This is a genomic window from Gordonia neofelifaecis NRRL B-59395, assembly GCF_000192435.1.
GTDB lineage: Bacteria > Actinomycetota > Actinomycetes > Mycobacteriales > Mycobacteriaceae > Gordonia > Gordonia neofelifaecis.
On record NZ_AEUD01000006.1, the window covers coordinates 142,311 to 167,559 of the forward strand.

Here is a 25,249-nt window from a genome sequence, read left to right on the forward strand (position 1 = left end):
CAATACTAGAACGTGTTCTACTTCGTTGGTGTCCAATAGTGCAACCCACCCGACTCCAGAGGTGCAGGTACCCGCACCCGAGTCACGAATCCTGTCCGCGAAGCTGACCAACACCTTCGCCTACACGCGCTCGCTCGGACCGGTCCTGTCGCAGTTCGCCCTCGCCCTGCGCGACGGCCGCATCGTCGGCAGCCGCGGCTCCGACGGCCGCGTCACCACGCCGCCCGCCGAGTTCGATCCCGTCAGCGGCGCCCCGACCACCGGGCTGGTCGACGTCGCCTCGGTCGGAACCGTCGAGAGCTGGTCGTGGCAGCCGCGGCCGCTCGACGGCCAGGCCCTCGACCGGCCGTTCGCTTTCGCGCTCATCAAGCTCGACGGCTCCGACACGTCGCTGGTGCACGTGGTCGATGCCGCCGATCCGTCGCAGCTCAGCGTCGGCGCGCGCGTTCACGCCGTGTGGCGCGCGGCCCGCAGCGGTGTCATCACCGACATCGCGCACTTCAGCCTCGGCGAGGCCCCGTCCGATGCGCCCGCCGCGACCGGTGAGATGAACGTCGACGACGCCGGGCACGTCATCATCACCACCCCGATCACCACCGACATCATGCATTCGGCAGCCGAGTCGGAGAGCTGGTACCTCGAAGGACTGAAGGCGGGCAAGCTCATCGGCGGCCGCGTCCAGACCGGCGAGGTCTACTTCCCGCCGCGGTACGTCAGTCCGGCCGACGGCAGCCCGACCGTCGAACGAGTCGAACTCGCCGACTCCGGCACGGTCACCACGTTCTGCATCGTCAACGTCCCGTTCCTGGGCCAGCAGATCAAGCCGCCGTACGTCGCGGCCTACGTCCTGCTCGACGGCGCCGACATCCCGTTCCTGCACCTCATCCTCGACACTCCCGCCGAGGAGGTCCGGATGGGCATGCGCGTCAAGGCCGTGTGGCGTCCCGAGTCCGAGTGGGACCACACCATGCGGAACATCAGCCACTTCGCCCCGAGCGGCGAGCCGGACGCCGACTTCGAGTCGTACCGGAATCACCTCTGAGCTGGAAGGAGACATCACATGAGTAACTCGAACCTCCCCGACTCCAGCTTCCCCCGGATCGCCGTCGTCGGCTTCGCGCACAGCGCCAACGTCACCGCGTCCACCGGCACCACCAACGGTGTCGAGATGCTGGTCCCCTGCTTCCAGAAGCTGTACGCCGACCTCGGCATCAGCCGGACGGACATCGACTTCTGGTGCAGCGGATCGTCGGACTACCTGGCCGGACGCGCGTTCTCGTTCATCTCCGCGATCGACGCGATCGGCGCCGTTCCACCGATCAACGAGTCGCATGTCGAGATGGACGGGGCCTGGGCGCTGTACGAGGCCTGGGTCAAGATCGCGACCGGCGAGGTCGACGTCGCCCTCGCGTACGGCTTCGGCAAGGCGTCCGCGGGCGACTCCGACCGCACGCTCGCGATGCAGACCGATCCGTACACGGTGGCGCCGCTGTGGCCGGACGCCCGCTCGCTCGCCGGTTTGCAGGCTCGCGCCGGTCTCGAATCCGGCGCATGGACCGAGGCCGACATGGCCGCCGTCGCCGCACGCACGTCCGGCACGTCGGTCGACGACCTGCTGGCCGCCGACTACGTCGCCGATCCGCTCCGCGCCCACGACATCGCGCCGTACGCCGACGCTGGCGCCGCGGTGATCCTCGCATCCGAGGCACGTGCCCGGGAGCTCGTCGCGAACCCGGCGTGGATCACCGGCTGGGATCACCGCATCGACACGCCCAACTTCGGGGCGCGCGACCTGACTCGCTCGCCGTCGACCGAACTCGCGGCCGACACCGCCTTCGGCGACCGCTCGCGCGACGTCGACGTGGCCGAGATCCACGCCGCGTACACGCACCAGGAACTGATCATCGCCCGCGAACTGGGCATCGGCGACCGCACCCGAATCAATCCGTCGGGTGGAGCGCTGACCGGCAACGCACTGTTCTCGGTGGGCTTGCAACGCATCGGATACGCCGCGAACGAGATCCTGGCAGGCAACGCGAACACCGCCGTCGCACACGCGACGAGCGGCCCGCTGCTGCAGCAGAACATGGTCGTCACGCTCGCTGGAGAAGCGGCACTCGCAGGAGGAGAGAACTGATGGGCCGCAATCGCGTCGCCGTCATCGGAACGGGTCAGACGAAGTACGTCGCCAAGCGCAACGACGTCACGATGGCGGGCATGGTCCGCGAGGCGATCGACAGCGCCCTCGCCGATGCACACCTGACGATGGACGACATCGACGCCATTGCGATCGGCAAGGCCCCCGACTTGTTCGAGGGCTCGATGATGCCCGAACTGGCGATGGCCGAGGCCATCGGCGCCGTCGGAAAGCGGATGATCCGCGTGCACACCGCGGGCTCGGTCGGCGCCTCGACGGCGATCGTCGGGTCGTCGCTGGTCAGCAGTGGCGTGCACAGTCGCGTTCTCGCCGTGTCGTGGGAGAAGCAGTCGGAGTCGAACGCCATGTGGGCGCTCTCGATTCCGGTGCCGTTCACCATGCCGGTCGGTGCGGGAGCGGGCGGCTTCTTCGCGCCGCACGTCCGCGCCTACATCAACAACTCGAAGGCGCCGTCGCACATCGGCGCGATGGTCGCGGCCAAGGACCGCCGCAACGGCGCCAAGAACCCGCTCGCTCACCTCCACCAGCCCGACATCACCGTCGAGAGCGTGATGGCCTCGCAGATGCTGTGGGATCCGATCCGGTTCGACGAGACCTGCCCGTCGTCCGACGGCGCCTGCGCGGTGGTCCTCGGTGACGAGCAGACCGCCGACGACGCCATCGCCGAAGGCCGGAAGGTCGCGTGGGTGCACGCGACCGCGATGCGGACCGAGCCGCTGTCGTACTCCCACCGGAACGTCGTGAGCCCGCAGGCCGGTCGTGACGCGTCCGCCGCACTGTGGAAGGCCGCCGGGATCACGAACCCGCTCGAAGAGGTCGACGCGGCGGAGATCTACGTCCCGTTCTCGTGGTTCGAGCCGATGTGGCTGGAGAACCTCGGATTCATGCCGGAGTACGAGGGCTGGAAGCTCACCGAGGCCGGCGAGACCGAGATCGGCGGCAAGCTGCCGGTCAACGCCTCGGGTGGCGTGCTGTCGTCGAATCCGATCGGGGCCTCGGGCATGATCCGCTGCGCCGAAGCCGCGATCCAGGTGATGGGCAAGGGCGGCGACCACCAGGTGCCCGACGTCCGCAAGGCCTTCGGCCACGCCTACGGCGGCGGCTCGCAGTACTTCTCGATGTGGCTGCTGGGAGTCGACAAGCCCTAGCCGGATCTCAGGCGAAGGCCTGCGCGGGCATGTTGTTCTGAACCGCGTCCACCAGCGCGCGCACGGCGCGCGCCACCTCTACTCCGGAGGCTGTCAGCGAGTACTCCGGATGCGACGGCCTCTCGTCGGACATCGTCCGCACGACGAGGCCGTCGTTCGTCAGCGTCTTCAACGTCTGCGTGAGCATGCGGTCGCTGATGCCCTCCACGCTTTGACGCAACTCACAGAAGCGTTGCGGCACGGTGGTCAGCTTGCCGAGCACCAGGGCACCCCATCGCCCTGTGACGTGCGTGAACACCTCCCGCGAGGGGCACTGCTTCGCGAACACGTCGAACGGGATCATGTCTCGATACTAACGCTCACCTGTTGCACTTACGAAAAGTAAGTGTTTGAATTCCCAGCCATGACCATCATCAAGCAGGGCCAGGGACTGGCCGTCAGCATCGCCCGCATCATCCTCGGCATCATCTTCTTCGCCCACGGCTGGCAGAAGCTGTTCACCTTCGGCATGGACGGCGTGAAGGCCAACTTCGAGACGATGGGCGCACCCGTGCCGGGCGTCAGCGCCTGGTTCGCCGCGCTCGCCGAGTTCATCGGCGGCGGCCTGCTGATCGTCGGCCTCGCCGTACCGGTGGTCTCCGTGATCCTGATCCTCGACATGATCGGCGCGATCTTCATCGCCCACATCGACGCGGGATTCTGGGTCAACGACGGCGGCTACGAACTGGTCCTCGCCCTGATCGCCGGACTCCTGGCGGTCGGCTTCGCCAAGCAGGGCTTCCTCGCCGTCGACACCTACATCGTCAAGGCCGCGACCGCGGGCAAGACCGCGCAGGTCACGCCGGCCACCGTCGAGAAGGCCGGCGCCGACAGCTGAGCCCCACCCCAGAGACGCGAGAAGTCCCGGCGACCCTCAGGTCGCCGGGACTTCTGGCATTCGACGTCGGCGTCAGGCCTTCCGGGTCGAAGCGATGGTCGCCTCGACTTCCCAGTAGGCACGCAGCGCTTCCATCTTGCCGTCGGCGTCGGCGCGATACGTGAACACACCTTCAGCCTCGGAGATGTGACCCGCGATGTGCGTGACGATCTTCCCGATGTACGCCACCTCGTTCCCGCAGATGATCTCCTTCTCGAACTGGAAGTCGATCTTCTCGGTCGGTGCGATGGCCTTGTCCCAGAACGCCGACAGCCCCTCGGCGCCCCGGTGACCCCTGCCCTCCTCGTCGAACATCGACGGCCCCACCGGATCCTCCACGGAACCGGTGGCCGAGAAGTTGTCGAGCCAGGCCTGCTTGTCGCGGACCTCCACCGCATCGCGGGAACGACGACCGGCGAGCACTGCCGGATGGTTCTCCCGATCGATGTTCAGGTACGCGGGTGCGTTCTCGGTCGCCGTCATTCGCGATTCCCGCTCACGACTGGGTTCCGTAGTCGACCTGCAGTTCCTTGATCCCGTTGATCCAGCCGTGGCGCAGCCGGTTGGGCTCCGCCAGCTTGGTGATGTCGGGCACCAGATCCGCGAGGGCGTTGAACATCAGGTTGATCTCCATGCGGGCCAGGTTGGCGCCGATGCAGAAGTGCGTGCCGTTGCCGCCGAAGCCGACGTGCGGGTTCGGGTCACGCAGGATGTTGAACGTGTACGGATCGTCGAAGATGTCCTCGTCGTAGTTCGCCGAGCCGTAGAACAGACCGACGCGCTGGCCCGCCTTGATCTCGACGCCGCCGACGGTGGTGTCATTCTTCGCGGTGCGCTGGAAGCAGTTGACGGGCGTCGCCCAGCGGACGATCTCGTCGACAGCAGTCGCCGGACGCTCCTTCTTGAACAGCTCCCACTGGTCGGGGTTGTCGAGGAACGCGTTCATACCGTGCGTGATCGCGTTACGCGTGGTCTCGTTGCCCGCGACGGTCAGCAGAATGAAGAAGAACCCGAACTCCGCCTCGGTGAGGCCGTGGCCGTCGATGTCGGCCTCGACCAGCTGCGTGACGATGTCGTCGGCCGGGCACTTCCGGCGCTCCTCGGCCATGTTGTAGCCGTACCCGAGGATCTCCATGTTCGCGGTCAGCGGATCGATCTCGAAGTCGGGATCGTCGCCGTTCATCATGGCGTTCGACCAGTCGAACAGCTTGGTCCGGTCCTCTTCCGGGACGCCCAGCAGATCGGCGATCGCCAGCAGCGGCAGGTCGACGGCGACCTGTTCGACGAAGTCGCCCTTGCCTGATGCCGCCGCCTGCTCGACGATGCGTCGAGCCGCCTCGTCGAGCTTCTCCTCGAGCGCGTGAACGGCCTTCGGGGTGAACGCGCGCGAGACGATCTTGCGGAGGCGGGTGTGCTCCGGCGGATCGTGGTTGATCAGCAGGGACTTGGTGACCTCGATCTGCTCGGCGGGCATCTCGTCGTCGAAACGCATGATGACGCCGTTCTCGTTCGCCGACCAGTCCTCGGCGTTCTTCGAGATCTCGCGAATGTCCTCGAGCTTCGACACGACCCAGTAGCCGCCGTCGTGGAAGCCGCCGCCCTTGCCGGGGAGCTGCGCGTTCCACCACACGGGTGCGGTCTTGCGGAGCTCAGCGAACTCCTTGACCGGGATACCTTCGACCAGCAGGTCCGGGCTCGTGAAGTCCCAGCCCTCCTGATGCATGAACGGACACGTGCCGGACGCTTCAACGCTCTGCGCCTGAGTCACGTCATCACCTCAATTCTGTGGCCATGTTCTAGGGCCCCGAACAGAACGAGAACCCGTTACAATTTGCGTAACCCACACTCTGCCACAGTGGATAGACGTGAACAAGAACTTGTTCTAGTTTTGACGTAGAAACGTTCCTCGAACTAGGAGTTGGCATGGGTGTACCGGTGATCGTCGAAGCGGTCCGTACTCCGATCGGCAAGCGCAACGGCTGGCTGTCGGGCCTGCACGCTGCGGAGATCCTCGGCGCGGCACAGCGCGGAGTGGTCGAGCGCGCTGGAATCGATCCCGAACTGGTGGAGCAGGTGGTCGGCGGCGCGGTGATGCAGGTCGGCGAGCAGGGCAACAATGTCACCCGCACCGCCTGGCTGCACTCGGGCCTGCCGTGGCAGACCGGCGCCACCACCATCGACTGCCAGTGCGGATCTGCACAGCAGGCCAATCACATGGTGGCCGGCCTGATCGCCACCGGCACCATCGACGTGGGCGTCGCGTGCGGCGTCGAATGCATGTCGCACGTGCCACTCGGTGCGAACGTCGGCACGGACGCGGGACCGCGTCGTCCCGAGTCGTGGAGCATCGACATGCCGAATCAGTTCGAGGCGGCCGAGCGGATCGCCAAGCGCCGCGGCATCACCCGGGCCGACGTCGACGCCCTCGGGCTCCGCTCGCAGGCGAACGCCAAGCGCGCCTGGGACGAGGGCCGCTTCGACCGCGAGGTCCTCACGGTCAAGGCGCCCGAGCGCACCAAGGAGGGTGAGCCGACCGGACAGATCCTCGAGGTCAGCCGCGACCAGGGCCTGCGCGACACCACGATCGAATCGCTCAGCGGGCTCAAGGCCGTCATGGACGGCGGCATCCACACCGCGGGCAACTCGTCGCAGATCTCCGACGGCGCCGCCGCCGTGCTGCTCATGGATGAGGACAAGGCCAAGGCCCTCGGCCTGCGCCCCCGCGCACGCCTGGTGAGCCAGGCGCTGGTCGGCGCCGAGCCGTACTACCACCTCGACGGTCCGGTGCAGGCCACCGAGCGCGTGCTGGCGCGGTCGGGCATGAGCCTGAACGACATCGACCTCGTCGAGATCAACGAGGCCTTCGCCTCCGTGGTGCTCAGCTGGGCCCAGGTGCACAACGCCGACATGGACAAGGTGAACGTCAACGGCGGCGCGATCGCCCTCGGTCATCCGGTCGGCAGCACCGGATCGCGGCTGATCACCACCGCGCTGCACGAACTGGAGCGCTCCGATCAGCAGACCGCGCTCATCACCATGTGCGCAGGCGGCGCCCTGGCCACCGCCACCATCATCGAGCGGATCTGAGTTGGACGCGGGCACCCGTCCGGCACAGCTCGATTCGCCGGTCGTCGCGCGGTTCATCAAGATCGGTTCGCGGCTCAACACCCGGCTGTACCGGCTCACCCGGGGCAAGCTCGGCGGCACCTGGCGCGTCGGCGCGGCACTGCGCAAACCCACCCCGGTGTGCCTCCTGACCACTGTCGGACGCAAGTCGGGCCAGAAGCGCACGGTGCCACTGCTGTACCTGCGGGACGGTCAGGCGATCGTGCTCGTTGCGTCTCAGGGCGGACTCCCGAAGAACCCGTCCTGGTACTACAACGTGCGCGACGAGCCCGCCGTCAGCATCCAGATCGGCGGCGACGACCGAGCGTACGTCGCACGGATCGCGGGCGACGCCGAGCGCGCCGAACTGTGGCCGCGCCTGGTGGACCTGTACGCGGACTTCGACACGTATGCCGCGTGGACCGACCGCGCCATACCGGTGGTCGTCTGCGAGCCCGCGTAGTCCGATGACGCGGTGATCCGCTGACTAAGAAGGCTGTCGTTCGGTGTCACCTGGTGACACCGAACGACAGCCTTCTTCGTTCCGACTCGTCTCGCAGCGACCTCGACTCAGCCGACCGCTCGGCCCGCACCCTCCCAGAACTGCGCGCGCAGCGCCTTCTTGTCGGGCTTGCCGAGCGCAGTCAGCGGCAGCGACTCAACGAACACCACCTGCTTGGGCGACTGCACCGCACCCTTGCGATCCTTCACCGCGGTCTGGATGTCTGCGACGATCTGCGCCTGGGCGTCATCACCGGTATCGGCATCGGGCCGCAGCACCACGACCGCCGTGACCGCCTCACCCCACTTCTCGTCGGGCACGCCGATGACACCGACCTGAGCGACCGCCGGATGCTCGGCGACCACGTCCTCAACCTCGCGCGGGAAGACGTTGAAGCCGCCGGAGACGATCATGTCCTTGGTCCGGTCGACGATGAACCAGAAGCCGTCGTCGTCTTCGCGTGCGACGTCGCCGGTGTGCAGCCACCCGTCGACGAACGTCTCCGCGGTCTGCTCCGGCAGGCCGAGGTAGCCGCCGGCGAGCAGCGGCCCCGACACGCAGATCTCACCGGGCTCCCCCTTCGGCACCCGATTGCCGTCGGAATCCAGCAGCGCGGTGCGCAGGAACGCGGACGGCCGGCCGCAGCTGCCCAGCCGGGCCTTGTCGTGCTCGTCCTTGCGCAGGTAGCTGATGACCATCGGCGCCTCCGACTGCCCGTAGTACTGCGCGAAGATCGGGCCGAACCGTTCGATGGCCTCGGCCAGTCGCACCGGGTTCATCGGCGAGGCCCCGTAGTACACGGTCTCGAGGGATGAGAGGTCACGGGTGCGCGAATCCGGATGGTCCATGAGTGCGTAGAGCATCGACGGCACCAGCATGGTGGCGGTGATCCGCTCGCGTTCGATCGTCGCCAGCACCTCCGCCGGGTCGAACTTGGCCAGCACCAGCATCGTGCCGCCCTTGATCAGCGTCGGCACGAAGAAGGCTGCGCCCGCATGCGAGAGCGGAGTGCACATCAGGAACTTGGGTCGCTCCGGCCACTCCCACTCCGCGAGCTGGATCTGGGTCATCGTCGCCATCGCGCGCGCCGTGCCGATGACTCCCTTGGGCTTTCCGGTGGTTCCGCCCGTGTAGGTGATCGAGACGACGTGCTCCGGATCGAGGATCGCCGCTTCGAGCTCCCGAGCGCCGAATCCCGCTGCCGCAGCGATGATGTCGGTGCCCACCTCGGACAGTTCCGGCGGCACCGGCCCCAGCGTCAGCACCTGGGTCAGGCTGTCGACGCGGTCGACCAGTGCCACCGCGCGCTCGACGAACATCGGGTTCGGATCGATCACGAGTGTCGAGACCCCGGCGTCCGCGAGGACGTACGCGTGGTCGTCGAGCGAGCCGAGCGGATGCAGCGCGGTCCGACGCCAGCCCTGCGTCTGGCCCGCACCGATGACGAACAGGACCTCGGGGCGATTGAGGGCCAGCAGGCCGACGGCCGTTCCGGTGCCCGCGCCCGCCGCTTCGAAAGCCTGGATGTATCGGCTGATCTGCTCGGACATCTGCCCGCCGGTCAGCTGCGCCTCCCCCAGCCGCAGGACCGGCGCGTCCCGATGTCGGTGAAGTGCCGCGACCATCAGATCGCCGAGGTGGACGGGGTTGCGCAGCGCATCGGCCGCAGTCATATCGGATCCCATATCCGCAAATACTAGAACGTGTTCTAGTATTTCGAAAGGATCCGCTCGAATCCATCTGTGCGCCACGATGATTCAGCGAGCGAGCGGCACGATACAGCCGTGTTGACAGTGTGTGAAGATCCCGATCGCCGGGAGAATGTTCCGGCGTCGAGATCGGATCGGACCTACTATCGAGGTATGACGGATCTGGATCAGACGGCAACCCGACGAGACATCACCGATGCGCTGTTGACCGCGATGGAACGACGGCACGAGGTCCTCGACGCGATCGTCGACGCCGAGGACCGCGATGCTGCGGCGAACGCGATCGCCGACCTGCTGGGCAAGTCGAAGCTCGGCGCCGAGACCATCCTGAACATGTCGTTCTACCAGCTCACCAAGGCCGAGCGCCGGAACAACCAGGCCGAACTCGACAACCTCAACGAAGCGATCACGTTCACCCTCGCCGAGCGCCCCGCGAGCTCGGGCGACACACTCGATCTCCGCCCGTTCTCCGCGGACCAGGACGCCGACCTGTTCGCCGAGCGCACCGCCGAGCAGGGCGTCGCCGGCGACGGCTCCGGCGCACCCGCAGGCGACGTCGCCAGCGAGATCGCCAAGGGCGTCGACCGGGTCGATGCTGAGGACGCGGTCTGGCTGGTCGCCCTCGAGGGCGACCAGAAGATCGGCATCGTCTTCGGCGAGCTCACCGGCGGCGAAGTGGACGTCCGGATCTGGATCCGCCCGACCGCCCGCAAGCAGGGCTACGGCACTGCCGCACTTCGGAAGTCGCGGTCGGAGATGGCCGCACTGTTCCCCGGCGTCCCGATGGTGGTCCGCGCGCCCAGCGCCTGAACCACGTGCACGACGAAGGTGCATCGAGGTCCGCCTCGATGCACCTTCGTCGTCTTCACTCCCCCAGCGCCCGCGCCAGCATCGCATCGAATCCGAAGCGCAGTGCGTCGAGCGACTCGATCGTGCCCATCTGGTAGCCGATCAACAGGTACATCGCGACCTGTGCGAACCGCTCTGCGGCGTCGGCGTCCCCGGTGACCTGCAGTGAGGTGTCACGGATGACCTCGGTCCGCTCGCGGTCGACCTCGGTCAGATGGACCAGCACCTCGCGGTCGTGCGTCGACCACACGCGGATCGCCGCCTCGGAGTCGCGGTCGAGGGCCAGACCGATGCCGACCAGCACGTCCAATCGTGCACGCGGGTCCTCGACCGCCAGGGCCTCGCGGATGAGCCGGCGACTTCGCTCGTCCCGCCAGTACGCGATCAGGTCGACCTTGAACTCCGCCCAGCTCCCGAACGCGTGATAGAAACTGCCGGTGGTCGCGCCGGCGGCCTTGCACACCTGGGCGAGCTTCAGTCCGGCGTGCCCGCGCTCGCCGAGCACGGCGAGACCCGCGTCGAGGAACCGCCGACGCGCGCGCTCGGACGGCGCCGACAGCTTCTTCACCATTCGACCAGCTTTCCACATCGCCCAGGGTGACCCCTTGCACAAAACTATAACTAGACTTACAGTTCACTGCATCGACACGCAGGGAGCACGACGATGAAGAAGGCACTGGTCAACACCACGTCACTGACCGCGGGCATGGATCCGGAGACGCACTTCCACGAGATGTACCGGACGCTCGCGACCTACGAATTCCCGTGGGACATCAATCAGGCACTCAGCTTCGCGCTGTTCCGCACCTACGCGGTCCCGAGCATCGGCGACCTCCTGGACGAGACCGGGGAGTTCCGCGATCGCGCACAGAAGCGTTACGACGACACCGCCATCCTCCTCGAGGTCCCGCTCCTCAAGGGCTTCGACAGCAAGGACGGCAAGAGCGCGATGCGCCGCATCAACCAGATGCACAAGATGTACGACATCAGCAATGACGACATGCGCTACGTCCTCGCGACGTTCGTCGTCGTCCCGGTCCGCTGGATCGCCGACTACGGCTGGCGCGACCTCACCGCCGACGAGATCCGCGCGACCGTCCTCTACTACCGGCGACTCGGCAGGCACATGGCGATCAAGGACATCCCCGAGACCTACGACGACTTCGCGACCCTGATGGACGACTACGAAACGGCGCACTACCGTCCCGGCGGCACCCCGGGCGTCCGGCGGACCGGAGACGCGACGGTCGAGCTGATGAAGACGTTCTATCCGCGACCGCTGCGTCCGGCGATCGGCGTCTTCAGCCGATCTGTGATGGACGACGCGCTGCTCGACGCCTTCGGATACCGGCGTCCCGCCGGCCTCTTGCGATTCGCGTCGAGGGCCGGGCTGGTGCTGCGCGGCAAGGTCGTATCACTGCTGCCGCCGCGGACCCGCCCCCAGCACGTCCACTCCATGCCGCGGATCAAGACCTACCCGAACGGCTTCGACGTGGAGTCGATGGGCACCTTCGCAACCGCAGGCTGCCCGGTGCAGCACTGACTGCTACTCGCCGCGCCAGTTCGGCTCGCGCTTCTCGGCGAAGGCGCGCGGCCCCTCCATCGCGTCGGCGGAGGTCATCACGGCGACCATGAGCTCGCCGTTGACCGCCCACGGATCCTCGGCGACCCACTCCGGGTTCCAGTCCGACGCCGCCTGCCGCGTCCGGTACAGCGCACGCTTGCTGTACTGGACCGACAGCGGCGCGTTGGCGGCGATCTTCCGCGCGAGCTCCAACGCCGTCGTGAGCACCTCGTCGGCGGGCACGACGCGGTTGACGAGGCCCCACTCGAGGGCGAGCGATGCCTCGATGCCGTCCCCGGTCAGCACCATCTCGAGAGCTCGCTTCACCGGCACCTGCTGCGCCAGCCGGACCACCCCGCCGCCGCCCGCGATGAGGCCGCGCTTGACCTCGGGCAGCCCGAACACGGCAGTGTCGGCGGCGACGACGAGGTCGCAGGCCAGGGTCAGCTCGGTGCCGCCGCCCATCGCGAAGCCGTTGACCGCGGCGATCACCGGCTTATCCGTCCAGTGCTGGACCAGACCCGCGAAGCCCCAGTCCGGATGGGCGTCGTCGAAGATCGATTCGCCGCGCGCGATCGCCTTCAGATCGGCGCCCGCGCAGAACGCCCGGCCGGTTCCGGTGAGGACCACCACGCGGACGTCTCGATCGGCTGACGCCCGTTCGATCGCCTCCCCGAGTCCGGTCGCGAGCGCGGCGTTCACCGCGTTCATCGCCTCCGGGCGGTTCAGGGTGACGACGGCGACGCCGTCGCGGACCTCGTAGAGGACGGGTGATGCGGTGCTCTCAGACATGCGATCGGGCTCCTTCTCCGGTGTGATCGAGTTGCGCTCGACGAGCGTATGCGACGGTCCGCCGCAGACTCGCCGAACGCGGGTGGCGATGACGCCGCGGCGCTTGCGCGCCGGGGCTACTCGACCACCCCCGGGGAGTGGCTGGGGCGGACCGGCGACTCAGCGCGCGCCGTAGGCCTTGACCGGCTTCGGCGAGGCCTCGATGAGCTCGGCGACGACAGGCGTCAGCTCGGCGACCTCCCAGCGGGCGCCCTTGTCGATCGACGCCGCGCGCTGCCAGCCGTCGAGCACCGTGACGGTGCCGCCCTCGACCTCGAAGAGGCGCCCGGTCACGTCGCCCGACTCGGGCGAACCCAGCCAGACAACCAGCGGCGAGATGTTCGCGGGGTCCATCGCGTCGAACGAACCGTCGGCCGGAGCGGCCATCTGTGCGGCCATCGCGTCGCCCGCACCCATGGTCATCTGCGTGCGCGCCGCCGGGGCGATGCCGTTCACGGTGACGCCGTAGCCGCCCAGCTCGGCGGCGGCCTGGATCGTCAGCTCGGCGATCGCCGCCTTGGCCGCGGCGTAGTTGCCCTGGCCCACCGATCCGAAGATGCCTGCGCCGGAGCTGGTGTTGATGATTCGCGCCTGCACCTGCTCGCCCGCCTTGGCCTGAGCCCGCCAGTGGGCGCCTGCGTGACGCAGCATCACGAAGTGTCCCTTCAGATGGACACGGGTCACCGAGTCCCACTCCTCCTCGCTCAACGAGAGCAGCATCCGGTCGCGCAGGAAGCCCGCGTTGTTGACCAGCACGTCGAGACGGCCGAAGGCGTCGATCGCGGTCTGGACGATCGCCGCGCCGGTGTCCCAGTCGGCGACGTCGCCCGCGGCGACCACGGCCTCGCCACCCGCGGCCTTGATCTCCTCGACGACCTTCGCGGCCGAGTCCGCTGCGTAGTCGTTGACGACCACCTTCGCGCCGTCGGCGGCGAAAGCGTGGGCGTGGGCACGACCGATTCCCTGACCGGCACCGGTGATGATGACGACGCGGCCGTCGTTCAGCTTGTTACTCAATGGTTTTCACTTTCTCTGATGAGGTGATGCGCTTCTCGCCTAGTTGCCCGCGTTGGCCGCGGCCAGGAAGGCAGGCTTCTCGCCGCCGCCGTGGACGGTGAGGGTCGAGCCGGTGATGAACTGGGACAGCGGCGACAGCAGGAACGCCACCGCGTTGCCGATGTCGGCGGGCTGCGCCAAGCGGCCCATCGGGATGGTCGCGCCGACGGCCGCGACGCCGTCGTCGTCGCCGTAGTGCAGGTGCGACAGCTCGGTCTCGATCGGACCGCAGATCACGGAGTTCATTCGGACGTCGGGTGCCCACTCGACGGCGAGTGACGCGGTGAAGTTGTCGAGGCCGGCCTTGGCCGCGCCGTACGCGGAGGTGCCGGGCGACGGGCGGTGTCCGCTGACGCTCGAGATGTTGACGATCGCGCCGCCGCCGTCCTGCTCCGTCATCACCTTGTGCGCGGCGCGCGCGACGATCAACGGCGCCACCAGGTTCAGCTCGATGATCTTGCGCGCGAAGTTGTCGGAGGCCTCGGCCGCGAGGGCGAACGGCGAGCCGCCCGCGTTGTTGACGACGCCGTCGAGCCGTCCGTGCTTCGCGACGATCGCCGCGATCATCTCGGCCACCGCGTCGCTGTCGCGGACATCGCACGGATAGAACTCCCGGCCGTCGTCTCCGGGGCGGCGCGCGCAGACCACCGGAGTGGCTCCCAGATCTTCGAGCACCTGCGCGATGCCTGCGCCGACACCGCGGACGCCGCCGGTGATCAGGATCGTTCTCCCAGTCAGCCCCAGATTCACCGGGCTGTGCACTGCTTCGGTCATGGTGCTACTGTAACAAACAACCAAGCATTTGCTTGGGTAGCTCCCCGGAGCCCCACCCAGCCCTATGACAAAGGAGTCGGTGTGCCGATCACCACCGCCCGCGCCGAGGCGGGCATCGTCACCGTCACGGTCGACTTTCCCCCGGTCAACGCGCTTCCCAGCGCCGCCTGGTTCGAACTCGCCGAGGCGATTCTCGCCGCAGGCGCCGACCCGGAGACCTCCGTGGTGATCCTTCGAGCCGAGGGCCGCGGATTCAACGCGGGCGTCGACATCAAGGAGATGCAGAACACCACCGGCTTCACCGCCCTCGTCGACGCCAACAAGGGATGCGCCGCCGCGTTCTCCGCGGTCTACGACTGCGCAGTCCCGGTGATCGTCGCCGTCAACGGCTTCTGCGTCGGCGGCGGCATCGGCCTGGTCGGCAACGCCGACGTCATCGTCGCCTCCGACGACGCCGTGTTCGGCCTCCCCGAGGTCGACCGCGGCGCCCTCGGCGCGGCCACCCATCTCGCCCGGCTCGTCCCGCAGCACATGATGCGCACGCTGTACTACACGGCACAGAACGTGACCGCCGAGCAGCTCGTCCACTTCGGGTCGGTCTACAAGGCCGTCCCGCGCGAGGAACTGCTCGAGACCGCACTCGAGGTCGCGCGCATGATCGACGCCAAGGACACCCGGGTGATCCGGGCCGCCAAGGCCGCGATCAACGGCATCGACCCGGTCGACGTGAAGACCAGCTACCTGCTCGAGCAGCGCTACACCTACGAACTCAACCTGGCCGGCGTGGCCGACGAGCATCGCGATGCCTTCGTCGAGACCGGCAAGACACTGAAGGGGAACTGACACCGCATGGCCACCAAGACTGACAAGACGTCGAGCCTCGACGACGTCGTCGCCGAACTCCGCGACGGCATGACGATCGGCATCGGCGGCTGGGGCACCCGGCGCAAGCCGATGGCCCTCGTCCGCGCGATCGCCCGCTCGAACGTCAAGGATCTCACCGTCGTCGCCTACGGCGGCGCCGACATCGGCCTGCTGTGCGCGGCGGGCAAGGTCAAGCGCGCGTACTACGGCTTCGTGTCCCTGGACGCGGCACCGTTCTACGACCCCTGGTTCGCCAAGGCCCGCACCTCCGGCGCCATCGAGGCGCGCGAGATGGACGAGGGCATGGTCAAGTGCGGCCTGGAGGCCGCTGCGGCCCGCCTGCCGTTCCTCCCGATCCGCGCCGGACTCGGCTCGGCCGTGCTCGACTTCTGGGAGGGCGAACTCAAGACCGTCGAGTCGCCGTACGCCGATGCCGACGGCCGCACGCAGACGCTGATCGCGATGCCCGCACTGAAGCTCGACGCCGCGTTCGTCCACTTGGACATCGCCGACGCACACGGCAACGCCGCCTACACCGGCGTCGACCCGTACTTCGACGACCTCTTCCTGGCCGCCGCAGACCGTCGCTACCTCGAGGCCGACCAGGTGGTCTCCACCGAGGAACTCGTGAACTCCGTTGCGCGCGAACGACTGCTGATCAACCGCATGAACGTCGACCGCGTGGTGCACACCCCGAACGGCGCGCACTTCACCTTCGCGGGCGGCTACGGCCGCGACGGCGCATTCATGAAGCACTACGCGGCCTCCGCGGCCGACGACGCCTCCTGGTCGGCGTTCCGCACCCGGTTCCTCGACGTCGACGAGGCGACCTACCAGACCGAAGTCAGCAAGTGGCAGGCCGAGCAGGAGGAAGCCAAGTGAGCACCGCAGAAACCACCAGCGCCGACATCACTCGCGCCGAGTACTGCGTCACCGCATGCGCCGACATCTTCACCGGGGCGGGCGAGATCATGGCGTCGCCGATGGCGACCACGCCGCTGATCGGCGCGCGTCTGGCCCGGCTCACGACCGAGCCCGACCTGCTGATCACCGACGGTGAGGCACTGATCCTGGCCGACACGCCGGCCGTCGGCAAGTCCGGCCCGGTCGAGGGCTGGATGCCGTTCCGCAGGGTCTTCGATGTCGTCGCGTCGGGCCGCCGCCACGTGGTGATGGGCGCCAACCAGATCGACCGATACGGCAACCAGAACCTGTCCGCGTTCGGCCCGCTGCAGCAGCCGACCCGCCAGATGTTCGGTGTCCGGGGCGCTCCCGGCAACACCATCAATCACCCGACCAGTTACTGGGTCGGCAACCACACGGCACGCGTCTTCCCGACGCAGGTGGACATCGTCTCGGGCGTCGGATTCGACAAGGTCGATGAGCGCAACCCGGCATTCGACGACCTGAACATCCACCGCGTGGTCACCAATCTCGGCGTGTTCGACTTCAGCGGTCCCGGCCACACCATGCGCGCGCTCTCTCTGCATCCGGGCGTGACCGCCGAGCAGGTCGCCGAGAACACCGGTTTCCCCGTCGCCGATCTCGAGTCGGCCCCGGAGACCGCGGCCCCGACCGCGGAGCAATTGCAGATCATCCGCGAGGTCCTCGACCCCAAGAGCCTGCGCGACCGCGAGGTCCGATCGTGACCGGCGCCGCGGAGTCGTCGTCCGCCGCGACGATCGCCACCCGCTTCACCGAGATGGTCGGGATCAAGTACCCGATCGTGCAGACCGGTATGGGCTGGGTGTCCGGTCCGTCGCTGACGGCCGCGACCGCGAATGCCGGCGGCCTGGGCATCCTCGCCTCGGCGACGATGACCTACGACGAGCTCGAGTTCGCGATCAAGAAGACCAAGTCGCTCACGGACAAGCCGTTCGGCGTCAACCTGCGAGCCGACGCGACCGACGCGAACGAGCGCGTGGACCTGATGATCCGCGAGGGCGTCAAGGTCGCCTCGTTCGCGCTGGCCCCGAAGAAGGAGCTGATCGACAAGCTCAAGGACCACGGTCTCGTGGTGGTCCCGTCGATCGGTGCGGCCAAGCACGCGGTCAAGGTCGCCTCGTGGGGCGCCGACGCCGTCATCGTGCAGGGCGGCGAGGGCGGCGGTCACACCGGTGGCGTGGCCACCACGCTGCTGCTGCCGTCGGTCGTCGACGCGCTCGGCGGCAACGACGGTCCGACCTCGATCCCCGTGATCGCGGCGGGCGGCTTCTTCGACGGCCGCGGCCTGGTCGCCGCGCTCGCCTACGGCGCCGACGGCGTCGCGATGGGCACGCGGTTCCTGCTCACGTCGGACTCCGCGGTGCCCGACAGCGTCAAGCAGGAGTACCTCAAGCGTGGTCTGGCCGACACCGTGGTCTCGCTGAAGGTCGACGGCATGCCTCACCGTGTTCTCCGCACCGAGCTCGTCAACGCACTGGAGAGCGGTTCGCGCGCCAAGGCACTCATCGCCGCGGCCCGCAACGCCAATGAGTTCAAGCAGCTCACCGGCATGAAGTGGACCACCATGCTCCGCGACGGCGCGTCGATGAAGAAGTCCGGCGAACGCACTTGGCAGCAGATCATCATGGCGGGCAACACCCCCATGCTGCTCAAGGCCGGTCTGGTCGACGGCAACACCGAAGCCGGCGTCCTGGCGTCCGGCCAGGTGGTCGGCATGATCGACAGCCTGCCCTCGTGCGACGAGCTGATCCAGACGATCATGACCCAGGCGCATGCCCGCCTGGCCTCGCTCCCCCGCTGAGCGAACCCCAGACCCAGGCCCGGTCGACGACGTCCCCTCGTCGGCCGGGCCTGTTCCACTTCCGGCGGTCGGGGGTCTCGATGCGTCTCGTCGCTCCGCTCCTCGACTTACTCGACCAACCTGAGGTCGCGCCCCCAAGCTGGTCGAGTAGCGAGGAACGGAGTGACGAGCGTATCGAGACCCCGCACGCCGTCTCGATATTCGACAGCCATGGGTGCACAGAACGCAGAACGGCCCCGGCACTCTCGCGAGTGTCGGGGCCGAATCGGCGACCCAGAACTACTTCTGGGTCGGCGCAGCCTTCTTGGCGGGTGCAGCCTTCTTAGCCGGAGCGGCCTTCTTGGCAGCGGCAGCGGGCTTGCGAGCGGCGGCGGTGCTCACCTTCGCAGCGGCGGCGTCGGCGTCGGCCTTGGCCTTGGCGCCGGCCTTCTCGATGTCGGCGGCCTTGTCCTGCAGCTTCTCCGAGACCTCGTCGGCGGCGACAGCCGCATCCTCGACGCGGTCGGCAGCACGGCCCGCGAGTGCGGCGGCGCGCTCGCCGACGGCGCGGGTCTGGGTCGACACTGCGCCCAGTGCGTCCTCGGTCAGATCGACGGCGTCGTTGTACGCCTTCTCCACGCGGGCGAGGTTCTCCTCGACATACGGGGTCTGGCGGAGACGCTCCACGGCGCCCTCGCCACGCTCGGCGAGCGAGTTGTACAGGCCGGTGGTGGCCTCGATGTACGGCTCGGCGACCTTGCGCAGTTCGTCAGCGGTCAGCTTGGCGCGCAGCTCCTCGACCGAGGGGAACTCGGTGGGCAGCTCAGTCAGGCGAGCGCGGGTCTCGTCCAGACGGGTCTGGGTACGCTCACGGGAAGCCTGTGCGCGAGTCTTCAGCTCGGCGAGGGCGTCCTTGACTTCCTGGACGGCGACGTCGCCGGCGCCGACGACGGCGTAGACCGGGGTGGGGAAAGTACGTTCGGCGGTGCTCATGGCAACTCCTTGCTTGCTTTAACTTGCACTACCAGTGTGCTGCACAGTGCTAGCAAAAGCTAGCGAAAAGTTCGCATAAGTGGTCGAAGTCACTTGACAAGAGGTACTTCCAAATGCAAGGAACGTAAGGTTAACCTGGACTTTCCCTGGTCCACGCATCCGAGTCCACCCGCAATGGATTAGCTCACTGCTAGCAAAACTAGCTTGTGCCGTCCGCGCCGGCGGCCATTCGACGTCGCTGTCTGCGTGCTGCAGCAACCATATTGCGCAGTGCCGGTTCGAGCTGCCAGAAGTGCCGGGTCTTCAATCCGCCGTCCGGATTCGCCCACAGTCGGGACGGATCGATCGCCTCGGCCGCACGTCGGAGCCGATCGTCGATCGTGTCGATGTCGGGGATCACGGCGCTGCGGCTCTCATACAGACCCGGCCCGACGCCGCGCTCGATCGATGTGCCGTGCTCGGTCAATTCGGAGAGCACCCAGTCGATCGAGCGGGTCGCGACGATCGACGTGACGTCGGCATCCAGCGCATTGAACGCCTCGACCACCCTCGCGATCGACGAGTAGCCCAGATGTGTGTGGATCTGGGTCTGCGGCTTCGCTCCGCCGACCGCGAGCTTGAAGGCACCGACGGCCCAGTCGAGGTAGCCCTCCCGCCCCCGCTCCCGCAGCGGCAGGAGTTCCCGGATCGACGGCTCGTCGACCTGGATGATCTTGATTCCAGCCTTCTCCAGATCGGCGACCTCGTCGCGAACGGCCAGCGCGAGCTGTTCGGCGGTCTCGTACAGCGGCTGGTCCTGCCGCACGAACGAGCGGGCCAGCATCGTGACGGGTCCGGTGAGGATGCCCTTGACCGGCTTGTCCGTCAACGACTGTGCGTAGGTGATCCACTCGACCGTCATCGGATGGCGACGCTTCACGTCGCCGTACAGAATCGGCGGCCGGACGTAGCGGGAACCGTACGACTGGACCCAGCCCATGTGGGTGAACGCATAGCCGTCCAGCAGCTCCGCGAAGTACTGGACCATGTCATTGCGCTCGGCCTCGCCGTGGACGAGGACGTCGAGGCCGATGTCCTCCTGGAGCTCGATCACGCGCTTGATCTCGTCGCGGAGCCGTTCGGCGTACTCGTCCCAGCTCAGCCGTCCCTGGCCGAAGTAGTACCGGGCCCGCCGGATCTCAGCGGTCTGCGGGAAGGAGCCCAGAGTGCACGTCGGGACCGGCGGCAGGTCGAGCACCTTCGCCTGTGCCTTCCGCCGCTCCGCGTACGAGGCCCGCTCGCGATCCTCTGGCCGGATGCCGGCGACGCGCTGCCGGACGTCGTGCTTGAGTTTGAACTGAACGGTCGTCGGGCGGGTGTACCAGTGCTCCGGAGCGCCCTCGGTCATCGCCTTCGCGAGCGCGATCACCTCCGCGACCTTCTGCTTGGCGAACGACAGCCGGTCCGCGACGTCCCCGGGGATGTCGGGCTCGATCAGCTTGTCGACCGGCACGTGCATCAGCGTGCACGAGGTGGAGACCACGATGTCGGGGACCACCTTCCGCAGGTCCCGCAGGTAGTCGAGCTTGGCGCCCTTGGCCGCCTTCCAGACGTTGCGTCCGTCGATCACCCCCGCGTACAGCCGCTTGCGGCGCAGGCCTGCCACCTCCATGAGCCGGCTCGGCGTCATCGGGGCGGTCACGAGGTCGAGGCCGATGGCGTCCACCTCGCTCGCCGCGAGGATCGGCAGGGCCGGTCCGAGGTCGCCGTACTCGCCGGTGACCAGGATTCCCGGGCGGAGACCCGCTCGACCGAGACGGTCGTATGCGCGTTCCAGGGCGGCCAGTTCGGCTTCGGTCCGGTCGGAGGTGAACGCCGGCTCGTCGAGCTGCACGCACTTCGTGTTCTGCTTGGCCATTCGCTCGAACAGCTCGATGTACTTCTCGACGAGGTCGTCGAGGCGGTCGAGCGGGACGAAGCCGTCGGGAGCGTCGATCGCAGGTCCACTCATCAACAGCAGGCTGACCGGGCCGAGCATGATCGGCCGCAGCTCGATGCCCGCCGCCGCGGCCCGCGCGTGCTCGACGAGCACGTTCTCGCTGAGCCACGCGGCCGCGTCGAGGGAGAACGGAGTGTCCGGATCGATCTCGGGCCGGCGGTAGTAATAGTTGGTGTCGAAGTATTTGACGAGTTCCAGTGGCGCGACGTCCGGCCTGCCGCGCGCCATCGCGAAGTACAGGTCGATCGGCTCCAGATCGGCGGCGAGCGAAGCGAAACGACGCGGGATCGCCCCGAACATCAGCGCGTTGTCGAGCACATGGTCGTAGAAGGAGAAGGTGTTGCCCGGCACCTGCTCGAGGCCGGTCGCGGCGAGTTCCCGCCACGTCGACTCAGCGAGGTCACGGCCGGTCTCGAGGAGCTCGTCGCGGGTCATCGACCCGTGCCAGTACTCCTCCAGCGCGAACTTCAGTTCGCGGCGCGCCCCGATCCGGGGGTACCCGAGGATCGAGGAGCCGTACTCGATGCCGTCCGCGGAAGTCATGGCGCAGATCTACCTGGCGGCGACGTCGCCGTACTGGTAGAAGCCGCGTCCCGACTTCTTGCCGAGCCTGCCCGCCTCGACCATCCGCAGCAGCAGCGGCGGCGGCGAGTAGAGCGGCTCCTTGAACTCCTCGTACATGCTGTCGGCGATGGCTTTCACGGTGTCGAGGCCGACGAGATCGGTCAGCTTGAGCGGACCCATCGGGTGCGCGCAGCCGAGCACCATGGCCTTGTCGATGTCCTCGACCGTCGCGAAACCGCTCTCGACCATCCGGACCGCGGACAGGAGGTACGGCACCAGCAGTGCGTTCACCACGAATCCCGAGCGATCCGCCGAGCGGACCACCTGCTTGCCGAGCACGTCGTGCGCGAAGGCCTCGGCGCGCTCGCTGACCTCGGTCGAGGTCATCAGAGTGGTGACCAGTTCGACGAGCGGGAGCACCGGAACCGGATTGAAGAAGTGCATGCCGATCACGCGTTCGGCCTTCTCGGTCGCCATGCCGAGCTTCATGATCGGGATCGACGAGGTGTTCGACGCCAGGACCGCGTTCGGATCGGTGACCACCCGATCGAGTTCGGCGAAGATCTCCGTCTTGACGGCTTCATCCTCGATGATCGCCTCGACCACCAACTGGCGGTCGGCGAAGTCGCCGAGATCGGAGGTGAAGCGCAGCCGCCACGTCGCCTGCTCGCGCTCGCGCTCGGTGAGCTTGCCGCTGCTGACGCCGCGGTCGAGCGACCGGAGGATGCGAGCACGACCGGCCGCGGTCAGTTCCCGGGTCGACTCGTAGACGAGCACGTCGGAGCCTGCGCGAGCACACACCTCGGCGATGCCTGCGCCCATCTGACCTGCGCCGATGATACCGACGCGCGAAATCTTCTCACTTGCCATGTGAAGGCTCCCGGAATGCTCGTATGACGTGTCGCGCCGGCGTGGCGGCGGAGTGGTACCTGTTTAGCAATGATCCCGGGACAGGTGAGGGTCAAACCCCCACCGGCCCCGGGATCATCACGAGATCGTCAACCTCTCGAACGAAGGTCGCGTCGGTTCCTAGTGGAACTGACCCTCTTCGGTCGAGCCCTTCAGAGCTGCGGTCGAGGTGTTCGGGTCGACCGTGGTGGCGATGCGGTCGAAGTAGCCCGCACCGACCTCGCGCTGGTGCTTGGTGGCGGTGTAGCCACGAGCCTCCGACGCGAACTCGCGCTCCTGCAGCTCGACGTATGCGGTCATCTGCTCACGGGCGTAGCCGTAGGCCAGATCGAACATCGAGTGGTTGAGGGCGTGGAAGCCGGCCAGGGTGATGAACTGGAAGGTGAAGCCCATGGCGCCCAGCTCGTTCTGGAACTTGGCGATGGTGTCGTCGTCCAGGTGCTGCTTCCAGTTGAAGGACGGCGAGCAGTTGTAGGCCAGGAGCTGGTCCGGGAACTCAGCCTTGACCGACTCGGCGAACTTCTTGGCCAGCTCCAGGTCGGGCTTGCCCGTCTCCATCCAGATCAGGTCCGCGTACGGGGCGTATGCCTTGGCGCGGGCGATGCAGGGCTCGACACCGTTCTTGATGCCGTAGAAGCCCTCGGAGGTGCGGGTGCCGTCGAGGAACGGGCGGTCGCGCTCGTCGACGTCCGAGGTCAGCAGCGTAGCGGCCTCGGCGTCGGTGCGGGCGATGACGACCGTCGGGGTGTTTGCGACGTCGGCGGCCAGGCGAGCCGAGGTCAGGGTGCGGATGTGCTGCTGCGTCGGGATCAGCACCTTGCCACCGAGGTGGCCGCACTTCTTCTCCGAAGCCAGCTGATCCTCCCAGTGGGTGCCTGCGGCACCCGCGGTGATCATGGCCTTCTGCAGCTCGTACACGTTGAGGGCGCCACCGAAGCCGGCCTCACCGTCGGCGACGATCGGCACGACCCAGTTGTCGACGGCGTCGTCACCCTCGACGCGGGCGATCTCGTCGGCGCGGAGCATCGCGTTGTTGATGCGGCGGACGACGGACGGGACCGAGTTGGCCGGGTACAGCGACTGGTCCGGGTAGGTGTGACCCGAGAGGTTCGCGTCACCGGCGACCTGCCAACCGGACAGGTAGATGGCCTTGAGGCCCGCGCGGACCTGCTGAACGGCCATGTTGCCGGTCAGTGCGCCCAGGGCGTTGATGTAGCTGCCGTCACCCTTGGTGACGCCGTCCCACAGGATCTCGGCACCGCGGCGGGCGAGGGTGTTCTCCTCGACGACGCTGCCCTGGAGCTCTGCGACCTGCTCTGCGGTGTAATCGCGCTTGATGCCCTTCCAGCGGGGGTTGGTGTCCCAATCCTGCTGGATCTCGGCGGCGGTACGCGGCTTTCCGACGTTGCTCATAGCCTTCGCTTTCGTTAGTACTGCTCGATCGCAGTGCTTTGAGGGTTTAAGGCCCCACTCGATTCTTGCGAACCGGTTGGCACCTTGAGGCGATGCCTGACACCAGGTTGCCATAAGACAAACGTGCAGGTCCAGACCACGACAGGTGTTAATAACGGGCACGTTACTGACGAGTTGTGTAAATCTTGCAAAGATCGATGTGCGCACTCAGCGGGACAGTCGACTAAAAAGTACGCGCGTACTGGGAAAACTCCGAACGGCGCCCGGAGCCCGTCGACCCGGCCCCGGACAGAACGGATCGGGCGACCTCGACCCGGAAAGTGCGGCACCTCACAGAGAAGGGCCGTCGACGGGGACCTCCGGTCAGTCGGCGACGCGCGCGACCGCGTCGCGGACGAGCCGAACGAAGTCGTCGTCGGACACCGGCGCAGCCACCAGCGGCGAGCCGGGCACGACCGCCGCGCGCTCCTCCTCGGTGACCGGACGCTCGGCGGTCGACAGGCCGACCTGCAGCGTCACCACCTCACCGTCGGCGCGACGGACCAGCACGTTCGCCATCAGCCCGGTGCGCGCCCGCACCTCGCCCCCGGAGAGCGTGGTCACGGAATCGTTCCGGATCAGAAACGCCTGTTCGACGGCGGGGTCGCGCAGCGCAGGCAGTTCGACGGTGGTCGTGACGATCCGGGCGCCGGCGAGCGTCCCCCTGCTCGGAACCGCGGTCACCACGGCGCACGGCCCGGTGGTCGAACGTCGGTCGGCGTCCACGTCGCGACGCACCGACGACAACAGTTCGCTGAACGTTCCGTTGTCGGACTGCGCCACCAGCAGCGCCGAGTTGTCCTCGGTCAGCTGCGGATTGAACTCGGCGTCGGCCGTCGGTGCGCACTCCGCGGGGGTGAACGCGACGGTCTTGGACTGCTCCAGCGTGTTCCGATTCGACACGATCAGGTCGTTGACCATCATCGGAACCACGGTGAAATCGGCGGGGAGCCGGTCCGCAGTCAAGAGCGCACTCGGCAGCGACGGCTCCGGGTCGTCGGACCCACCGCATGCCGCGGCACCGAGCACCGTCGCTCCGACGGCCGCGACCAGGACGGCGCGGGACACCCTGGCACGTCGGCGGGCGAAACGGGACAGAATGGAGCGCAGCACACGGGCACGGTACCTGCCGGAGAGGAAGCGCACGAGGTG

General features: G+C 67.6%; 25 protein-coding genes. 12 read left to right on the forward strand and 13 right to left on the reverse strand.

What is annotated here, in order from left to right; all coding sequences use genetic code 11:
* Window positions 1-25: 25 nt before the first annotated feature.
* Genes SCNU_RS09185 through SCNU_RS09195 form a run of 3 tightly spaced genes read left to right on the forward strand, consistent with a single transcriptional unit; the run spans window position 26 to window position 3,306 of the window.
* Window positions 26-1,042, forward strand: coding sequence for a Zn-ribbon domain-containing OB-fold protein (locus SCNU_RS09185; RefSeq protein ID WP_040518089.1), 1,017 nt, complete (start codon window positions 26-28; stop codon window positions 1,040-1,042).
* 18 nt (window positions 1,043-1,060) lie between these two features.
* Window positions 1,061-2,137 (forward strand): thiolase domain-containing protein, encoded by a 1,077-nt coding sequence (locus tag SCNU_RS09190; protein ID WP_009679089.1) that lies wholly within the window; start codon window positions 1,061-1,063, stop codon window positions 2,135-2,137.
* Window positions 2,137-3,306: a thiolase domain-containing protein gene (locus SCNU_RS09195; protein ID WP_009679090.1), complete on the forward strand. Its 1,170-nt coding sequence runs from the start codon at window positions 2,137-2,139 to the stop codon at window positions 3,304-3,306. Before SCNU_RS09190 ends, SCNU_RS09195 begins: the two co-directional genes overlap by 1 nt.
* A gap of 7 nt (window positions 3,307-3,313) precedes the next feature.
* Here SCNU_RS09195 and SCNU_RS09200 read toward each other — a convergent pair whose 3' ends face one another.
* Window positions 3,314-3,649, reverse strand: coding sequence for a winged helix-turn-helix transcriptional regulator (locus tag SCNU_RS09200; protein WP_009679091.1), 336 nt, complete (start codon window positions 3,647-3,649; stop codon window positions 3,314-3,316).
* A gap of 60 nt (window positions 3,650-3,709) precedes the next feature.
* On the opposite strand from SCNU_RS09200, the gene SCNU_RS09205 reads away from it, so the two are divergent.
* Window positions 3,710-4,183, forward strand: a complete 474-nt coding sequence (locus tag SCNU_RS09205) for a DoxX family protein (protein ID WP_009679092.1) — start codon at window positions 3,710-3,712, stop codon at window positions 4,181-4,183.
* Window positions 4,184-4,255: 72 nt separating this feature from the next.
* Here the strand turns inward: SCNU_RS09205 and SCNU_RS09210 are convergent, their stop codons facing one another.
* Both SCNU_RS09210 and SCNU_RS09215 read right to left on the reverse strand, forming a co-directional pair.
* Entirely contained in the window at window positions 4,256-4,705 is a 450-nt protein-coding gene (locus SCNU_RS09210; RefSeq protein WP_009679093.1) for a nuclear transport factor 2 family protein, read from the reverse strand.
* Window positions 4,706-4,718: 13 nt separating this feature from the next.
* A complete protein-coding gene (locus SCNU_RS09215) occupies window positions 4,719-5,945 on the reverse strand; it encodes a cytochrome P450 (protein WP_009679094.1) in 1,227 nt (408 codons plus the stop codon).
* A gap of 200 nt (window positions 5,946-6,145) precedes the next feature.
* Here SCNU_RS09215 and SCNU_RS09220 point away from each other — a divergent pair, with 200 nt between their 5' ends.
* Both SCNU_RS09220 and SCNU_RS09225 read left to right on the forward strand, forming a co-directional pair.
* A complete protein-coding gene (locus SCNU_RS09220) occupies window positions 6,146-7,309 on the forward strand; it encodes a steroid 3-ketoacyl-CoA thiolase (RefSeq protein WP_009679095.1) in 1,164 nt (387 codons plus the stop codon).
* Between the two features lies 1 nt (window position 7,310).
* Window positions 7,311-7,790 (forward strand): nitroreductase family deazaflavin-dependent oxidoreductase, encoded by a 480-nt coding sequence (locus tag SCNU_RS09225; protein WP_009679096.1) that lies wholly within the window; start codon window positions 7,311-7,313, stop codon window positions 7,788-7,790.
* Window positions 7,791-7,897: 107 nt separating this feature from the next.
* Here SCNU_RS09225 and fadD8 read toward each other — a convergent pair whose 3' ends face one another.
* A complete protein-coding gene (fadD8, locus tag SCNU_RS09230) occupies window positions 7,898-9,502 on the reverse strand; it encodes a fatty-acid--CoA ligase FadD8 (protein WP_009679097.1) in 1,605 nt (534 codons plus the stop codon).
* 189 nt (window positions 9,503-9,691) lie between these two features.
* Between fadD8 and SCNU_RS09235 the strand changes: the two genes are divergently transcribed.
* Entirely contained in the window at window positions 9,692-10,348 is a 657-nt protein-coding gene (locus tag SCNU_RS09235) for a GNAT family N-acetyltransferase (RefSeq protein WP_009679098.1), read from the forward strand.
* A 55-nt stretch (window positions 10,349-10,403) separates the two neighbouring features.
* On the opposite strand, the gene SCNU_RS09240 is transcribed toward SCNU_RS09235, so the two are convergent.
* Complete coding sequence (locus SCNU_RS09240; protein WP_009679099.1) at window positions 10,404-10,958, reverse strand: TetR/AcrR family transcriptional regulator; 555 nt, start codon at window positions 10,956-10,958, stop codon at window positions 10,404-10,406.
* A gap of 93 nt (window positions 10,959-11,051) precedes the next feature.
* Between SCNU_RS09240 and SCNU_RS09245 the strand changes: the two genes are divergently transcribed.
* A complete protein-coding gene (locus SCNU_RS09245; RefSeq protein ID WP_009679100.1) occupies window positions 11,052-11,930 on the forward strand; it encodes an oxygenase MpaB family protein in 879 nt (292 codons plus the stop codon).
* Between the two features lie 3 nt (window positions 11,931-11,933).
* Here the strand turns inward: SCNU_RS09245 and SCNU_RS09250 are convergent, their stop codons facing one another.
* From SCNU_RS09250 to SCNU_RS09260, 3 genes are all read right to left on the reverse strand, one after another.
* The gene (locus SCNU_RS09250) at window positions 11,934-12,743 is read right to left on the reverse strand and encodes a crotonase/enoyl-CoA hydratase family protein (protein WP_009679101.1); all 810 of its coding nucleotides are present in this window, start codon (window positions 12,741-12,743) and stop codon (window positions 11,934-11,936) included.
* Window positions 12,744-12,902: 159 nt separating this feature from the next.
* Entirely contained in the window at window positions 12,903-13,799 is an 897-nt protein-coding gene (locus SCNU_RS09255; protein WP_009679102.1) for an SDR family oxidoreductase, read from the reverse strand.
* 39 nt (window positions 13,800-13,838) lie between these two features.
* Window positions 13,839-14,612 carry an SDR family oxidoreductase gene (locus SCNU_RS09260; RefSeq protein ID WP_009679103.1) on the reverse strand — a complete coding sequence of 258 codons (774 nt, stop codon included), beginning with the start codon at window positions 14,610-14,612 and terminating at the stop codon, window positions 13,839-13,841.
* Window positions 14,613-14,693: 81 nt separating this feature from the next.
* On the opposite strand from SCNU_RS09260, the gene echA20 reads away from it, so the two are divergent.
* From echA20 to SCNU_RS09280, 4 genes are read left to right on the forward strand one after another with little or no spacing between them, the layout of a single operon-like run.
* Window positions 14,694-15,455, forward strand: coding sequence for a (7aS)-7a-methyl-1,5-dioxo-2,3,5,6,7,7a-hexahydro-1H-indene-carboxyl-CoA hydrolase (echA20, locus tag SCNU_RS09265; protein WP_009679104.1), 762 nt, complete (start codon window positions 14,694-14,696; stop codon window positions 15,453-15,455).
* Window positions 15,456-15,461: 6 nt separating this feature from the next.
* Entirely contained in the window at window positions 15,462-16,358 is an 897-nt protein-coding gene (locus SCNU_RS09270) for a CoA transferase subunit A (protein ID WP_009679105.1), read from the forward strand.
* A complete protein-coding gene (locus tag SCNU_RS09275; protein WP_009679106.1) occupies window positions 16,355-17,125 on the forward strand; it encodes a CoA-transferase subunit beta in 771 nt (256 codons plus the stop codon). The genes SCNU_RS09270 and SCNU_RS09275 overlap by 4 nt, the downstream gene beginning before the upstream one ends.
* Window positions 17,122-18,222: an NAD(P)H-dependent flavin oxidoreductase gene (locus SCNU_RS09280; RefSeq protein ID WP_009679107.1), complete on the forward strand. Its 1,101-nt coding sequence runs from the start codon at window positions 17,122-17,124 to the stop codon at window positions 18,220-18,222. Before SCNU_RS09275 ends, SCNU_RS09280 begins: the two co-directional genes overlap by 4 nt.
* 279 nt (window positions 18,223-18,501) lie before the next feature.
* Here the strand turns inward: SCNU_RS09280 and SCNU_RS09285 are convergent, their stop codons facing one another.
* The 5 genes from SCNU_RS09285 to SCNU_RS20005 form a co-directional block, all read right to left on the reverse strand.
* Window positions 18,502-19,194, reverse strand: coding sequence for a heparin-binding hemagglutinin (locus tag SCNU_RS09285; protein ID WP_009679108.1), 693 nt, complete (start codon window positions 19,192-19,194; stop codon window positions 18,502-18,504).
* Between the two features lie 199 nt (window positions 19,195-19,393).
* A complete protein-coding gene (gene metE, locus SCNU_RS09290; RefSeq protein ID WP_009679109.1) occupies window positions 19,394-21,715 on the reverse strand; it encodes a 5-methyltetrahydropteroyltriglutamate--homocysteine S-methyltransferase in 2,322 nt (773 codons plus the stop codon).
* A 9-nt stretch (window positions 21,716-21,724) separates the two neighbouring features.
* Window positions 21,725-22,606: a 3-hydroxybutyryl-CoA dehydrogenase gene (locus SCNU_RS09295; protein WP_009679110.1), complete on the reverse strand. Its 882-nt coding sequence runs from the start codon at window positions 22,604-22,606 to the stop codon at window positions 21,725-21,727.
* 159 nt (window positions 22,607-22,765) lie between these two features.
* Window positions 22,766-24,058 (reverse strand): isocitrate lyase, encoded by a 1,293-nt coding sequence (aceA, locus tag SCNU_RS09300; RefSeq protein WP_009679111.1) that lies wholly within the window; start codon window positions 24,056-24,058, stop codon window positions 22,766-22,768.
* A gap of 363 nt (window positions 24,059-24,421) precedes the next feature.
* Window positions 24,422-25,210, reverse strand: coding sequence for a hypothetical protein (locus tag SCNU_RS20005; RefSeq protein WP_139025911.1), 789 nt, complete (start codon window positions 25,208-25,210; stop codon window positions 24,422-24,424).
* Between the last annotated feature and the right edge of the window lie 39 nt (window positions 25,211-25,249).

What these genes read in the sequence shown, in the direction of transcription:
- SCNU_RS09190 (WP_009679089.1), top strand. Translation starts at nt 1,061, where the DNA reads ATGAGTAACTCGAACCTCCCCGACTCCAGCTTCCCCCGGATCGCCGTC.
- SCNU_RS09195 (WP_009679090.1), top strand. Translation starts at nt 2,137, where the DNA reads ATGGGCCGCAATCGCGTCGCCGTCATCGGAACGGGTCAGACGAAGTAC.
- SCNU_RS09200 (WP_009679091.1), bottom strand. Translation starts at nt 3,649, where the DNA reads ATGATCCCGTTCGACGTGTTCGCGAAGCAGTGCCCCTCGCGGGAGGTG.
- SCNU_RS09205 (WP_009679092.1), top strand. Translation starts at nt 3,710, where the DNA reads ATGACCATCATCAAGCAGGGCCAGGGACTGGCCGTCAGCATCGCCCGC.
- SCNU_RS09210 (WP_009679093.1), bottom strand. Translation starts at nt 4,705, where the DNA reads ATGACGGCGACCGAGAACGCACCCGCGTACCTGAACATCGATCGGGAG.
- SCNU_RS09215 (WP_009679094.1), bottom strand. Translation starts at nt 5,945, where the DNA reads ATGCATCAGGAGGGCTGGGACTTCACGAGCCCGGACCTGCTGGTCGAA.
- SCNU_RS09220 (WP_009679095.1), top strand. Translation starts at nt 6,146, where the DNA reads ATGGGTGTACCGGTGATCGTCGAAGCGGTCCGTACTCCGATCGGCAAG.
- fadD8 (WP_009679097.1), bottom strand. Translation starts at nt 9,502, where the DNA reads ATGACTGCGGCCGATGCGCTGCGCAACCCCGTCCACCTCGGCGATCTG.
- SCNU_RS09235 (WP_009679098.1), top strand. Translation starts at nt 9,692, where the DNA reads ATGACGGATCTGGATCAGACGGCAACCCGACGAGACATCACCGATGCG.
- SCNU_RS09240 (WP_009679099.1), bottom strand. Translation starts at nt 10,958, where the DNA reads ATGGTGAAGAAGCTGTCGGCGCCGTCCGAGCGCGCGCGTCGGCGGTTC.
- SCNU_RS09245 (WP_009679100.1), top strand. Translation starts at nt 11,052, where the DNA reads ATGAAGAAGGCACTGGTCAACACCACGTCACTGACCGCGGGCATGGAT.
- SCNU_RS09250 (WP_009679101.1), bottom strand. Translation starts at nt 12,743, where the DNA reads ATGTCTGAGAGCACCGCATCACCCGTCCTCTACGAGGTCCGCGACGGC.
- SCNU_RS09260 (WP_009679103.1), bottom strand. Translation starts at nt 14,612, where the DNA reads ATGACCGAAGCAGTGCACAGCCCGGTGAATCTGGGGCTGACTGGGAGA.
- SCNU_RS09270 (WP_009679105.1), top strand. Translation starts at nt 15,462, where the DNA reads ATGGCCACCAAGACTGACAAGACGTCGAGCCTCGACGACGTCGTCGCC.
- SCNU_RS09285 (WP_009679108.1), bottom strand. Translation starts at nt 19,194, where the DNA reads ATGAGCACCGCCGAACGTACTTTCCCCACCCCGGTCTACGCCGTCGTC.
- metE (WP_009679109.1), bottom strand. Translation starts at nt 21,715, where the DNA reads ATGACTTCCGCGGACGGCATCGAGTACGGCTCCTCGATCCTCGGGTAC.
- SCNU_RS09295 (WP_009679110.1), bottom strand. Translation starts at nt 22,606, where the DNA reads ATGGCAAGTGAGAAGATTTCGCGCGTCGGTATCATCGGCGCAGGTCAG.
- aceA (WP_009679111.1), bottom strand. Translation starts at nt 24,058, where the DNA reads ATGAGCAACGTCGGAAAGCCGCGTACCGCCGCCGAGATCCAGCAGGAT.